9 protein-coding genes and 1 pseudogene are annotated in these 12459 nt (G+C 71.6%); 9 read left to right on the forward strand and 1 reads right to left on the reverse strand.

Features of this window, described 5'->3' with window-relative positions:
- Positions 1-58 precede the first annotated feature (58 nt).
- Genes RCO28_RS33500 through RCO28_RS33530 form a run of 7 tightly spaced genes read left to right on the forward strand, consistent with a single transcriptional unit; the run spans position 59 to position 9336 of the window.
- Positions 59-1789, forward strand: a complete 1731-nt coding sequence (locus RCO28_RS33500) for an IucA/IucC family protein (RefSeq protein WP_308945109.1) — start codon at positions 59-61, stop codon at positions 1787-1789.
- On the forward strand, positions 1786-2364 hold the full coding sequence (locus tag RCO28_RS33505; RefSeq protein WP_308945110.1) for a GNAT family N-acetyltransferase: 579 nt from the start codon (positions 1786-1788) through the stop codon (positions 2362-2364). Before RCO28_RS33500 ends, RCO28_RS33505 begins: the two co-directional genes overlap by 4 nt.
- Positions 2361-3704 (forward strand): MFS transporter, encoded by a 1344-nt coding sequence (locus tag RCO28_RS33510; protein ID WP_308945111.1) that lies wholly within the window; start codon positions 2361-2363, stop codon positions 3702-3704. The genes RCO28_RS33505 and RCO28_RS33510 overlap by 4 nt, the downstream gene beginning before the upstream one ends.
- Positions 3607-5379, forward strand: coding sequence for an IucA/IucC family siderophore biosynthesis protein (locus tag RCO28_RS33515; protein WP_308945153.1), 1773 nt, complete (start codon positions 3607-3609; stop codon positions 5377-5379). The genes RCO28_RS33510 and RCO28_RS33515 overlap by 98 nt, the downstream gene beginning before the upstream one ends.
- A complete protein-coding gene (locus RCO28_RS33520) occupies positions 5379-6188 on the forward strand; it encodes an ABC transporter ATP-binding protein (RefSeq protein ID WP_308945112.1) in 810 nt (269 codons plus the stop codon). Before RCO28_RS33515 ends, RCO28_RS33520 begins: the two co-directional genes overlap by 1 nt.
- 33 nt (positions 6189-6221) lie before the next feature.
- Positions 6222-7211 (forward strand): iron-siderophore ABC transporter substrate-binding protein, encoded by a 990-nt coding sequence (locus RCO28_RS33525; RefSeq protein WP_308945113.1) that lies wholly within the window; start codon positions 6222-6224, stop codon positions 7209-7211.
- A 58-nt stretch (positions 7212-7269) separates the two neighbouring features.
- The gene (locus RCO28_RS33530) at positions 7270-9336 is read left to right on the forward strand and encodes an iron ABC transporter permease (protein WP_308945114.1); all 2067 of its coding nucleotides are present in this window, start codon (positions 7270-7272) and stop codon (positions 9334-9336) included.
- A gap of 98 nt (positions 9337-9434) precedes the next feature.
- Here RCO28_RS33530 and RCO28_RS33535 read toward each other — a convergent pair whose 3' ends face one another.
- Positions 9435-11042 carry a beta-N-acetylhexosaminidase gene (locus RCO28_RS33535; protein ID WP_308945154.1) on the reverse strand — a complete coding sequence of 536 codons (1608 nt, stop codon included), beginning with the start codon at positions 11040-11042 and terminating at the stop codon, positions 9435-9437.
- A 131-nt stretch (positions 11043-11173) separates the two neighbouring features.
- On the opposite strand from RCO28_RS33535, the pseudogene RCO28_RS33540 reads away from it, so the two are divergent.
- Positions 11174-11967 (forward strand): annotated as a pseudogene (locus tag RCO28_RS33540) (DUF4429 domain-containing protein).
- Positions 11968-12194: 227 nt separating this feature from the next.
- Entirely contained in the window at positions 12195-12452 is a 258-nt protein-coding gene (locus RCO28_RS33545) for a hypothetical protein (protein ID WP_282513264.1), read from the forward strand.
- Positions 12453-12459: the final 7 nt, after the last annotated feature.

Here is a 12459-nt window from a genome sequence, read left to right on the forward strand (position 1 = left end):
TCCGATCCGCACCGCACGCGCGGCCGTCGGACCGGTCGCAAACAGAAAGAGAACTTCCATGAGCAGCTCGCCAGCGGCCACCCCGGTCACCGCCGCCGATGCCGCCGCCACCGAGAGCCTCCTGCGCTGCTGGATCCGCGAGACCGCGGTGCCCCGCCCCACAAGCGACCTCCTGACGCTGCCGCTGCCCGCGAGCGGCGTCACCGTCGAGGCCCCCGTCCTGTACTGGTCCCCCGTCGGCTGGCACCGCTTCGGCCCCGCCCGCGTCCAGGGCACCGGCACCCCGCTCGCCGCGCCGGCGCTCGCCGCCCTCATCGCGGTCGAGACGGCCGCCGCCGACCCGGCCCAGGTGGCCGACCTGACGGCGCGGGTCGCCGACTCCACGCGCCGTACCGCCGAGTTCGTCCGCAGCCGCGCCGAACACCGCGAGGACCCCGAGGGCGCGACCGCGTTCATCGCCGCCGAGCAGGCCCTGATCACCGGGCACCCGCTGCACCCGACGCCGAAGAGCCGCGAGGGCCTCACAGACGCCGAACTCCTCGCGTACTCCCCGGAGTTGCGCGGCTCGTTCGCGCTGCACTGGTTCGCCGCCGACCCGTCGGTGATCAGCGCCGACTCCACGCTCGCGGGCCGCACCGCGCAGGGCCTGATGACCGAGCTGGCGGAGGACTCCGTACGCGCCCCCGAAGGCACCGTCCTCGTACCGGCCCACCCGTGGCAGGCCAAGGACATCGTGACCCGCCCCGGCGTGCGCGCCCTGCTCGACGCCGGGCTCCTTCACGACCTGGGCCAGGCGGGCCCGGAGTGGTCGCCGACCTCCTCGGTGCGCACCGTGTACCGCGCCGACGCCAACGTGATGCTGAAGTTCTCCCTCGGCCTGCGCATCACCAACTCCCGCCGCGAGAACATGCGCGTGGAGCTGGAGCGCGGTGCCGCCATCGACCGGCTGCTCGCGGCCGGACTCGGGGACACGCTGCGCGCCGAGCACCCCGGTTTCGACATCGTGCGGGACCCGGCGTGGATCGCCGTGGACGCGCCCGACGGCTCCCCGACGGGCCTGGACGTCGTGGTCCGCGACAACCCGTTCCCCGCGGACCCCGAAGCCGTACAGGCCGTGTGCGCCGCAGGCCTGGTCGCACCCCGTCCGGACCTCGGCCCGGACGCGCCCTCGCAGCTCGCGACCGTGGTGCGCGGCCTCGCGGAGCGCACCGGCCGCGGCGTCACCGACGTCGCGGACGACTGGTTCGCCCGCTACCTCGACACCGTCGTCACCCCGGTCCTGTGGCTGTACGCCACATACGGCCTGGGCCTGGAGGCGCACCAGCAGAACACCCTGGTCGTCCTCGACGAGGACGGCTGGCCCGTCGGCGGCCGCTACCGCGACAACCAGGGCTACTACTTCTCCCCCACCCGCTCGACGGCCCTGTACGGCTGGATCGACGCCGTCGGCCGGGACCTCGGCACGTACGTCGACGACGAGGTCATCGACGAGCGGCTCGCCTACTACGTCGGCATCAACAACATGCTCGGCATGGTCGGCGCCCTCGGCTCGCAGGGCCTCGCGGACGAGGACGCGCTCCTCCGCCGCGCCGCCGACGCCCTCGGCAAGCTGGCCGCCGAGCACGGCGACCGGCTGCGCCTGGCCACCACGCTGCGCACCGCCGAAACCCTGCGCTGCAAGGCCAACCTGCTGACCCGGGTGCAGGGCATGGACGAGCTGACCGGCCCGCTCGAGGCCCAGTCGGTGTACGTGGACCTCGCCAACCCCCTTGCCGGAGCGGCCCGATGACAACGACACCCCCTACGCAGAAGACGCCGCCGTCCACGATGACCGCGATGAAGGCCGACCTCGACGAGGGCGTGTTCACGCTGCGCGCCGTCGACCCGGTCGGCGACCTGGCCGACGTGCACGGCTGGATGAACGACCCGGAGGTGGCGCGCTTCTGGGAGATGCCGCTGCCCGAGCAGCAGATCGAGGCCTACCTGCGCGAACAGCGCGCCAGCGCCCACTCGACCCCGTACCTGGGCTGTGTCGACGGTACGCCGATGAGCTACTGGGAGCTGTACCGCGCCGACCTCGACCCGCTCGCCGCGCACTATGCGGCCAAGCCCCGCGACGCGGGCGTCCACCTCCTCCTCGGCCCCTCGGACTTCCGCGGCCGCGGCCTCGGGGCACGCCTCCTGCGCGCGGTCTCGGACTGGCAGCTGTCGGTCCAGCCGTACGCGGAGCGCGTCGTCGCCGAACCCGATGTACGCAACGTCCGCTCGGTGCGCGCCTTCGAGCGTGCCGGGTTCCGCAAGGTCCGCGAGCTGGACCTGCCGGACAAGCGTGCCGCGTTCATGGTCCGCGAGCGCAGCGCGTGAACCGGGGGGTACTGCTGTGCGCGGCCGGCCTGCACATGGCCACGCAGTCGGCGCTCGCGCCCTTCTATCCGAAGCTGTTCCGGGAGGCCTTCGGCGTGCGTGAGTTCGGCGCGACCGGCGTCTTCCTGATGGTGTGCCAGCTGGCGGCGATCGTCTCCCTGCCCCTGTGGGGCCGGGCGACCCGCCGCTACCCGCTGGCCCGCCTGGTGACGGCCGGCCAGAGCGCGGCAGTGCTCCTCGCGGCCTCCCTGGCCCTGGCCCCGAACTTCCCGACGTTCACGGTCCTCTCGGTCCTGCTGATCGCCGCGAAGTCGGTGGTCCTGCTCGCGTACCCGTCGATCGCCCGCGGCCACGCAAAGGGCCTGTTCCCAGGGGTACTTCAGTACGTGGCGGTCCTGCACGGCGCGTCCATCGCGGCGACGCTGCTGGGCACGGTGGTGGTGACGGTCCCGAACCCACGGGTCGCCCTGCCCCTGCTGGCGGTGGCGGAACTGGGCCTGCTGCTCCTCCTGTCCGCTGTGGGCAGGCGTTCCGCAGACCGCTCTCCCACCGCTGTACCTGCTGTGGGCAGGCGTTCCGCAGGGGCTTCTCCCACCCCCACCCCCACCCCCACCGCTGTGGGCAGGCGTTCCGCAGGGCGGAACGGGTGGGCACAGCCCACGACGGCGGGACAGACGCCCGACAAGCTCAAGCTGGCCTACCTGGCAGCCTTCGTCCTCGCGTACGCCGTCGCCGTCTACTCCGTACGCCCGTACTTCACCGAGTACGCAACCGCCGGAGGCACCAGCACGCAAGAGGCCGCACTCCTCTTCGTACTCCCCCACATCGCCGTACTGGCCGTACTCCCCGCAGCAAGCGCCCTGCGCAACAGGCTCGGGAGCGCCCTGCTCCCCACCGCCCTCGCCCTCGGCGCAGCCGGCCTCGCGTGGCAGGCGATGACCACGGACCCCGTGGCCCTGGCAGCCGCCAGAACCCTCTTCGGCCTGGGCCTGGGCCTGAGCCAAGTCGCCCTGGACCACCGGGTCCTGACGGCCTCGGGTGACAGCCCGACGTACAGCCTGATCGCCACAGCCCAGACCGCAGGTCTCCTCCTGGCACCCCTCGTAGCCACCCTCACCGCGAAAGCGGACCTCACCGGTCCTCTCCTCGCCGGCGCAGCCCTCCTCACACTCCTCGCCCTGCTCACCCCGACCGAAAGGCACCACCCGCATGAGCACGCACCCCGTCCCCGAACTCCACGACGTGTCGCCGGAGTCCTGGCGCGAGGCGAACCGTCGGCTGCTCGCGAAGACCCTGTCGGAGTTCGCGTTCGAGGAACTGATCAAGCCCGAAGCGCTTGAGGACGGCCGCTACCGGGTCGACCTCGACAGCGGAGTGTCGTACGTCTTCGCGGCGACGCAGGGCGCGCTGGGCGGCTGGCAGGCCGATAGGGACTCCGTGACGCGCGGCGCCGCCGGTCTGCTCGGCAACGAGATATCCACCCCTGCCTGGGACGCGCAGCAGTTCCTGGTCGACTGCGCGGACACCATCGGCACGGACGCGCCGACCCTCGGCATGTACCTCACCGAGCTGTCCGCGACCCTCGCCGTGGACGCCGCCCGGATCGAGCACGGCGGTGCGAGCGCGGCCGAGCTGGCCAAGCTGGGCCACGCCGAGCTGGAGTGCCACATGACGGGCCACCCCACGCTCGCCGCGAACAAGGGCCGCATCGGCTTCTCCGCCTCGGACGTGCGTGCGTACGCCCCCGAGTCGCAGCAGCTCGTCCAGCTGCAGTGGATCGCCGTGCACCGCGGCCTCGCCGAGTTCCGCGGCACCGCGGAGCTGAGCGAACAGGGCGTCGCCGCGCACGAGTTGAGCCCCGGGGAGATCCAGAGCTTCCGTACCGTGATCGAGGCACGCGGCTGCGACCCGGACGCGTACGTGTGGATGCCCGTGCACCCCTGGCAGTGGGACCACGCCGTGCAGGTCCTCTTCGCGGGCGAGGTCGCGCAGGACCGGATCATTCCGCTCGGCGCGTCCAAGGACGGCTACCTGCCGCAGCAGTCGGTGCGCACCATGACCAACATGGCGGCGCGCGAGCGGTACGACGTGAAGCTCCCGCTGAAGATCGTCAACACCCTGATCTGGCGCGGCATCCCGCCGCACTGCACGCAGGGCGCCCCCGTCACCACCCAGTGGCTGACCGGTCTGCTCGACAAGGACCCGGTGCTCCGCGACGATCTGCGGACCGTGTTCCTCGGCGAGATCGCCTCGGTGACCGTGCGCCACCCGTACCTGGACCGCGTCCCGGACATGCCGTACCAGCACCTGGAAGCGCTCGGCTGCATCTGGCGCGACTCGGTGTCCTCCCGCAAGGACGAGAACGAGCGGGTCCGCACCTTCGCCTCGCTCCTGCACGTCGACGAGCACGGCACGGCCTTCGCCGCCCAACTCGCCCGCGCCTCCGGCCTGTCGGCGGAGGACTGGCTGCGGGGGCTCTTCGAGACGGTCCTGCACCCGGTGCTGCACGTGATGTACACGTACGGCATCACGTTCAACCCGCACGGCCAGAACACCCTGATCGGATACGACGAGAACGACGTCCCGCGGCGCCTGTTCCTCAAGGACTTCGTGGACGACGTGTCCGTCACGCACACCCCGGTCCCCGAGCGCGGCCCCGAGCCCGACGGCTACGACCACGTGCTGCCCCGCAAGAACCCGGTCGTCATCCGCCAGCACGTCGTCGACCAGCTGCTCCTCGGCCACTTCCGCTACCTCGCCCCGTTGGCCGCCGAGCAGCTGGGCGTCGAGGACGCCAAGTTCTGGCAGCTCGTCCGGGACGCGGTGGTCGCGTACCACAAGCAGTTCCCCGAGAAGGCGGACCGGTTCGCGGAGTTCGACATGCTCGCCGACGACTTCCCGCGCTACCCGTTCAACACGGACCGCCTCGTCGTCACCAAGTACGTCGACCGCGCCCTGCGCCACGCCCTACGGCCCAACGGCACCGTCCCCAACCCCCTTGCGGAGCAAGCCTGATGAGTGTCGAGATCAGCGCGAAGGGCCTCACCCTCGGGCACGGGGGTGAGCCCGTCGCCCGGGACATCGACCTGGAGCTGACGCCGGGCGAGGTGACCGCTCTGGTCGGCCCGAACGGCTCGGGCAAGTCCACGCTCCTTCGCGCCCTGGCCCGGCTGCACGCCCCGCAGTCCGGCGCGATCGTCCTGGACGGGCGTGACCTGGACGCGTACAAGCCGCGCGAACTGGCCCGCAAGCTCAGCTTCCTGACCCAGTCGCCGCTCATCCCGGCGGGCGTCACCGTGCAGGAGCTGGTCGCCTACGGCCGCCACCCGCACCAGGGCGTCCTGGCCCGCTCCACCAGCGAGGAGGACCGAGAGGCGATCAGTTGGGCGCTCGACGCGACCAAGCTGCACCCGCTCGCCGAGCGCCCCCTGGACCAGCTGTCGGGCGGCGAGCGGCAGCGCGCCTGGATCGCGATGGCGCTCGCCCAGCGCACCGGCCTGCTCCTCCTGGACGAGCCGACCACGTTCCTCGACATCCGCTACCAGATCGAAGTCCTGCGCCTGGTACGGAAGTTGGCGGACGAGCACGGCATCACCGTGGCCGTCGTGCTGCACGAGCTGAACCAGGCCGCCGCGTACGCCGACTCCATGGCGGTGCTCGCGGGCGGCCGGATCGTGGCCCGAGGCGAGCCCGCCGAGGCGCTCACCGTCGACACGATCCGTACGGCCTTCGGCATCGAGACGACGGTCTCCCTCGACCCCCACACAGGTGTCCCCACCTGTCTGCCGACGTGGCGCGAGCCCGCGCCCGCGGCTGCCTCCTGATCCGCTCACCTCACTCCTCTAGGAACCTCATCCATGCGTAGAACCCTCACCGCCCTGGTGGCCGCGTCCGCCCTCGCCCTCACCGCATCCGCCTGCGGCTCCGCCGCGGAGCAGGCCGGGGGCGGCGGCAGCGACAAGAAGGACACTTCGGGCTCCGGCAAGGGCTCGATCACCGTCAAGGACATCAAGGGCGAGCAGAAGCTCGACGGCCCGGCCAAGAAGGTCGTCGCCCTGGAGTGGACGTACGCCGAGGACCTCCTCGCCCTCGGCGTGCAGCCCACCGGTGTAGCCGACATCAAGCAGTACGACCAGTGGGTGACCGCCGGTCCGCGCTTCGAGAAGTCCACCAAGGACGTCGGCACCCGCCAGGCGCCCAGCCTGGAGTCCATCAAGGCGCTCAAGCCGGACCTGATCGTCACGTCGAAGATCCGCTCCGAGGCGAACTACAAGCAGCTCAACGAGATCGCGCCGACGCTGATGTTCGACCCGTACGCGACGGACAGCGAGTTCGAGGAGATGCGGACGACGCTGAAGACCCTCGGCACCGCCACCGGCAAGGAGGACGCGGCGGACAAGGCGCTGAAGGAGCTGGACGGCAAGATCGCCGCGGCCAAGAAGAAGGTGGCCGACGGCGGCAAGGACGGCGAGAAGGTCACCGTCGCCCGCGGCTACACCACCGACGGCGCCGCCACCGTGGAGATCCTCACCGACTCCACCATCCCGGGCGCGCTGCTGCCGAAGCTCGGCCTGAAGAACGGCTGGACCGGCAAGTCCGACGCGTACGGCATGAGCAAGGTGGACGTCGAGGGCTTCAAGCCGGTCGAGAAGTCCTCGCTCGCCTATGTCGCCGCGAAGAACGACGACGTGTTCGCCAAGTCCCTGCCGAAGAACGCCCTGTGGAAGAACCTGGACTTCGTGAAGAAGGACCGTGTGCACGCCCTGGACCCGGGCACCTGGTTCTTCGGCGGCCCGTACTCGACGGCCCAGGCGGCCGACGAGATCGCCGCGGCACTGACCAAGTGATCGAAGACCAGCTGGTCGAAGACCAACTGATCTCAGACCAACTGATCGAACAGGATCGATGACCTCCACAGCTCCCCCGAAGCCCGTGGACGCATCCGCCCCGGTCCGGACAGCGCGCTCGCTGTCCGGGCCGGTCGCGGTCGTTCTGGGCGGTGTGCTCGCCCTGCTCCTGGTGACGGCGCTCCATCTCGGCCACGGCCGCAGCGACACCGGCCTGTTCGACCTCGTCGGGCTGCTCTTCGGCTCCGACGACGCGGACGCGCGGTCCGTGCTGCTCGGCGGCCGCCTGCCGCGCACGCTCGCGGGCCTGGCGGCCGGTGCCGCCTTCGCCCTGTCGGGTGCGCTGCTCCAGTCCTCCGTACGCAATCCGCTGGCCGCGCCCGACACCCTCGGCGTGACGGCGGGCGCCTATCTCGCGGTGGCCGTGGCCGCGATCACCGGTCTGTCCCTGGGCGATCTGCCGCGCGGCGGCGTCGCGTTCATCGGCGGGCTGCTCGCGGCCGCGCTCGTGCACACGGTGGCGGGCGGCTCCCGCGGCCGACCCGCGCACCTGGTCCTGGCGGGCGTCTCGGTCACCCTCGCCCTGTCGTCGGTGACGGCCGTGCTCGTCATGCTCTTCCAGGAGGAGACGGGCGCGATCTTCTTCTGGGGCCACGGCTCCCTCGCGGTGGCTGACAGCGACCGCTCGCTCGCCGTACTCCCGCTGCTCGGCGCCGGGCTGCTGGCCGGGCTGCTCCTGGCCCGCTCCCTCGACATCCTGGGCACGGGCGACGAGACGGCCCGCGCGCTCGGCGTGCACGTGGGCCGCACACGGCTGCTCACCGTGCTGCTCTCCGTCCTCATGGCGGCGATCGCGGTCTCGGTGACCGGCCCGATCGGCTTCATCGGCCTGGCCGCCCCGCACCTGGTGCGGTTCGCGGGCGTCCGCAAGCACGCGGTACTCCTGCCCGCGGCGATGCTGTGGGGCGCGACCCTGCTGCTCGCCGCCGACCTGCTCGCCCGCGTCACGTCCCCCACGGGCAACGAGGTCCCGGCCGGTGTGGTGACGGCCCTCTTCGGCGCCCCGGTCTTCCTGTGGCTGGCCCGCCGCCTGCCCGCCGAACCGGCCGCCCCCGGAACGGTGTTGGCCCCCGGCCGCCGCCGCCTCTCCTTCCCGGCGGTCCTCGCGGCGGGCAGCCTGGCCCTCTGCGTCCTCCTCTACGCGGGCCTGGTCCTCGGCGACATCTCGGTGCCCTGGTCGCAGATCCCGCAGATCCTCACCGGCGGCGGGGACGCGCTCCTCGGCCCGGTCGTCCTGGAGTACCGCCTGCCCCGCCTGCTCGTGGCCGCCCTCGCGGGCGCGCTGCTCGCCGTCGCGGGCGGCATCGTCCAGACGGTCTCCCGCAACCCGCTCGCCGACCTGACGGTGATGGGCGTCAGCGGCGGCGCGGGCTTCGGCGCGGCCCTGATCCTGGTGGCCCTGCCCGCGGTGCCGTACGCGCTGCTCCCGGTCGCCGCGCTGATCGGCGGCACAGCGGCGTTCGCGCTGACGTACTCGCTGTCCCGCCGATCAGGTTCGGTGGCCCCGGAGCGCCTGGTTCTCGTCGGCATCGGCTGCTTCGCACTCACCACGGCGGCCACCAACTACCTGGTCGCGGGCGCCCGTTTCCAGGTCGCGCAGGCCCTGACGTGGCTGTCGGGCTCGACGTACGCGCGGGACACGACGGACCTGTCGCTCCTCGCGGTGGTAGCGGTGGCGGGCATCCCCCTCCTCCTGCTCTCCTTCCGCCGCATGGACCTCCTGGCCCTCGGCGAGGACACCCCGCGCACCCTCGGCGTCCCCCTGGAGCGCACCCGCCTCGCGGTCCTCACCCTGGCGGTGGCGCTCGCGGCGTGCGCGGTGGCGGTGGTCGGCACGGTCGCCTTCGTCGGCCTGGTCGCCCCGCACGCGGCCCGCATGCTCACGGGCTCCCGCACCCACCGCCTCCTCCCCACGGCGGCGGTACTCGGCGCGACCCTGATGGTGGCGGCCGACGTGGTGGGCCGAGTGGCGATGGCCCCGGCGGAAATCCCGTCGGGCCTGCTCGCGGCACTGATCGGAACGCCTTATTTCGTATGGCAGTTGAGGCGGGGGCGCAAGGCCTAGGTACGCAGTTCCCCGCGCCCCTCAAGGGGCGCGGGGCTCTGACATTTGCGGCTACGCCGCGTGGGCGCAACCAGCCACGACGGACCGGAGGCCGAAACTCAGCCGCTAGGCCAAGGCACCTTCGGAGACCGGTAGTACGACATCCCCAACGCGTCCCAACGAGGCCCCTGCTGAGCCAGGCGCAGCCGATACGCCTCCCAGTCATGGGAAGACGCCGGCGACCAGCCGAGTTCCGCGATCCCCGGCAACCGCGGAAACGCCATGTACTCGATGTGCTCCGACGTCGAGATCGTCTCGGACCACAACGGCGCCTCGACGCCCAGGATCGACTCCTCCGGCGCCCCATCCAGATACGCCCCGGGATCCCAGTCGTACGACCGATCCACCTCCACGTACCCCGCCCACGCAAGCCCCAACGGCGTCTGCGCGTCGTACTTCATGTCGAGGTAAGCCCGGTCCGCCGGGGAGAGGACCAGCTTCGTGCCGTTCTTCGCGGCGTTCACGACCTGGTCCCGCTCGGCCTGCCCGGTCCTGTCGTACCCCCAGTACTGCGCGACGGCCCCCTCCGCGGGCTTCGCCCCGGTCAGCTGATGCCAGCCGACCACGGTCTTCCCGTACTTGGCGACGACCGGCTGGACCCGCTCCATGAACGTCACGTAGTCCTCATGGCTGGTCGAGTGCGCCTCGTCCCCGCCGATGTGGAGGTACCGCCCGGGCGTCAGCGCGGCGATCTCGCGCACCACATCGTCGACGAAGTCGTACGTGACCTCCTTCGGCACGCACAGTGAGCTGAAGCCGACCTCGGTGCCGGTGTAGAGCGGCGGCGCGACCCCGTCGCAGTTCAGCTCGGCGTACGAGGAGAGCGCGGCGTTGGTGTGGCCCGGCATGTCGATCTCCGGGATCACCTCCAGGAACCGGTCGCTCGCGTAGGCGACGATCTCCTTGTACTGCTCCTTGGTGTAGAAGCCGCCGGGCCCGCCGCCGACCTGCGTGGAGCCGCCGTGCTTGGTGAGGTTCGGCCAGGAGTCGATGGCGATGCGCCAGCCCTGGTCGTCGCTGAGGTGCAGATGCAGCTTGTTGATCTTGTACATCGCCATCTGGTCGATGTACCGCTTCACCTGCTCGACGGTGAAGAAGTGCCGGGACACGTCCAGCATCGCGCCCCGGTACTCGAAGCGCGGGGCGTCCTCGACGGTGCCGCCCGCGACCCGCCACGGACCGGTCTGCTTCGTGCGCTTCTCGACGGTCGGCGGAAGCTGCTGGCGCAGAGTCTGCACGCCGCGGAAGAGCCCGGCGGCCTTGTGCGCGGTGATGGTCACGGAGCGCGGACCGGACTGCAGCCGGTACCCCTCGCTCCCCAACTCCTCTTCCTTGCTGGAGAGTCGGAGCCGGATGCCGTCCCGCCCCTCGTCGTCGGTGACCGGAAGGCGGTGCCCGGTCGCGGGCCGCAGCAGCCCGGCCAGCTGCTCACCGACCCGCCGCACCGCCCGCGAGTCGTCCTCGACCCGGATCCGGGTCCGCGCGTCGATCTCGTACGGGGCGCCGCCCGCCTGGACCTTCGCGGGCGCGGGCACGACCTGGCCGAGCGGGACGGGGGCGGCGGGCCGCGCCGCGCTCTGCGGGGCCGCGGCGAGGCAGGAGAACCCCGCGGCGGCGACGAGAAGGAGAGCACCTAACAGGCGCGGACTGGTTCTGTGCGGTCTCACGTGCGTCACAAGCGGTCCCTTCGACGGGGGCTGCGCAACTGTGGGCAAGAACGGTCCTCATGGGTACCGTGCGACCCAACGGCGGTCAAGGTGTAGACCACTTGAGGTCGACCTGATGCCAGAATCGGGCCATGGCGGAAATCATCCAGCGGGACGGCACCTGGACCTTCGACGGCGACACCCTGCGCATCGTCCCGGGCCACGACAAGAGCGTCAGCCTGCTCCGCAAGACCCTGGGCGAACTGGAGCTTCCCGTACGGGCGTTGGCGGGGATCTCGTTCGAGCAGGGCAAGAAGGCGGGCCGCCTCCGGCTCCGTCTGCGGGACGGCGCCGATCCGCTGCTCCAGGTGGCGGGCGGCAAGTTCGCGGACACGGCGGACCCGTACCGCCTGACGGTGGAGCCGGACCGGTACGGGGTCGCCGAGTACCTGGTGGACGAGGTCCGCACCTCCCTCACCCTGGAGCAGGTGCCGGCCTCGGGCTGTACGGAGTACCTGCTGCCCGGCCCGTTCGTCCCGCTGTCGGTCTCGGCGGGCGACGGGACGGCGAGCTTCGACGGGGAGACGGTCCGCCTGGAGTGGAAGTGGAACACCGAGGAGGCCAAGTCGGCCGCGGGCGCCCGCACGCTCGCGCTCGGCGACATCACGGCGGTCGACTGGCAGCCGTCGGCGGGGCTTGAGAACGGCTACCTCCGCTTCTCCGTGAAGAACGCCGCGACGAAGGCCCCGCCCAAGTACGACCCGAACGCCGTCGAGCTGTTCGGCTTCAAGAAGGACCCGCTGATGGCCCTGGTGGCGGCCGCGGTCCAGGCCCGCCTCCCACACCCCTCCGCCGCCTCCGCGAACTGGGCGATCTACACAAGTCGGGCGTACTGACGCAGGAGGAGTTCACGTCGGCGAAGCAGGCGGTGTTGCGGCGGATGTAACTCTCCGCCGCCTCCCGCCCACTATTCAGCCCGTCTGGGGGCACCTCCCAGCGGTAGCTGGGGGAGATTGAGGACGAGCGCCTCAGCGCGATGAAGCGGGGGTCCGGGGGCGCAGCCCCCGAAGCTGCAAGCTTTCGGGAAGGGGCGGGGAGGGGAAACGACACGACCTTGCCCGAATCCGGGCAGGTTCCTTGCAAACGCCCCCCTCATCCCGCAGGATCACCCGGGTGCACGACGACCTCATCGACCACCTGACCCGCAGCACCCCGCTCCAGCGGGGCGAAGCACTGCGCGTGGTCCAGGACGTGCTCGCCTACTTCGACGAGACGACCGAGGAGTTCGTCCGTCGCCGCCACCGCGAACTCCAAGGTCAGGGCCTGGTGAACGCGGTGATCTTCGAGCAGATCTCCACAGATCTGCGCTACCGCGCGGTCGCGCCGCCCGAGCTCTCGCTGAGGCAGCTGCGCCGCATCGTCTACGGCTAGGGGAAAC

Origin of the sequence: Streptomyces sp. LHD-70 (assembly GCF_031157275.1) — a bacterium.
GTDB lineage: Bacteria > Actinomycetota > Actinomycetes > Streptomycetales > Streptomycetaceae > Streptomyces.

Excerpts from the sequence above, each read along its gene's own strand:
- RCO28_RS33500 (WP_308945109.1), top strand. The coding sequence starts at position 59 with ATGAGCAGCTCGCCAGCGGCCACCCCGGTCACCGCCGCCGATGCCGCC.
- RCO28_RS33505 (WP_308945110.1), top strand. The coding sequence starts at position 1,786 with ATGACAACGACACCCCCTACGCAGAAGACGCCGCCGTCCACGATGACC.
- RCO28_RS33520 (WP_308945112.1), top strand. The coding sequence starts at position 5,379 with ATGAGTGTCGAGATCAGCGCGAAGGGCCTCACCCTCGGGCACGGGGGT.
- RCO28_RS33525 (WP_308945113.1), top strand. The coding sequence starts at position 6,222 with ATGCGTAGAACCCTCACCGCCCTGGTGGCCGCGTCCGCCCTCGCCCTC.
- RCO28_RS33530 (WP_308945114.1), top strand. The coding sequence starts at position 7,270 with ATGACCTCCACAGCTCCCCCGAAGCCCGTGGACGCATCCGCCCCGGTC.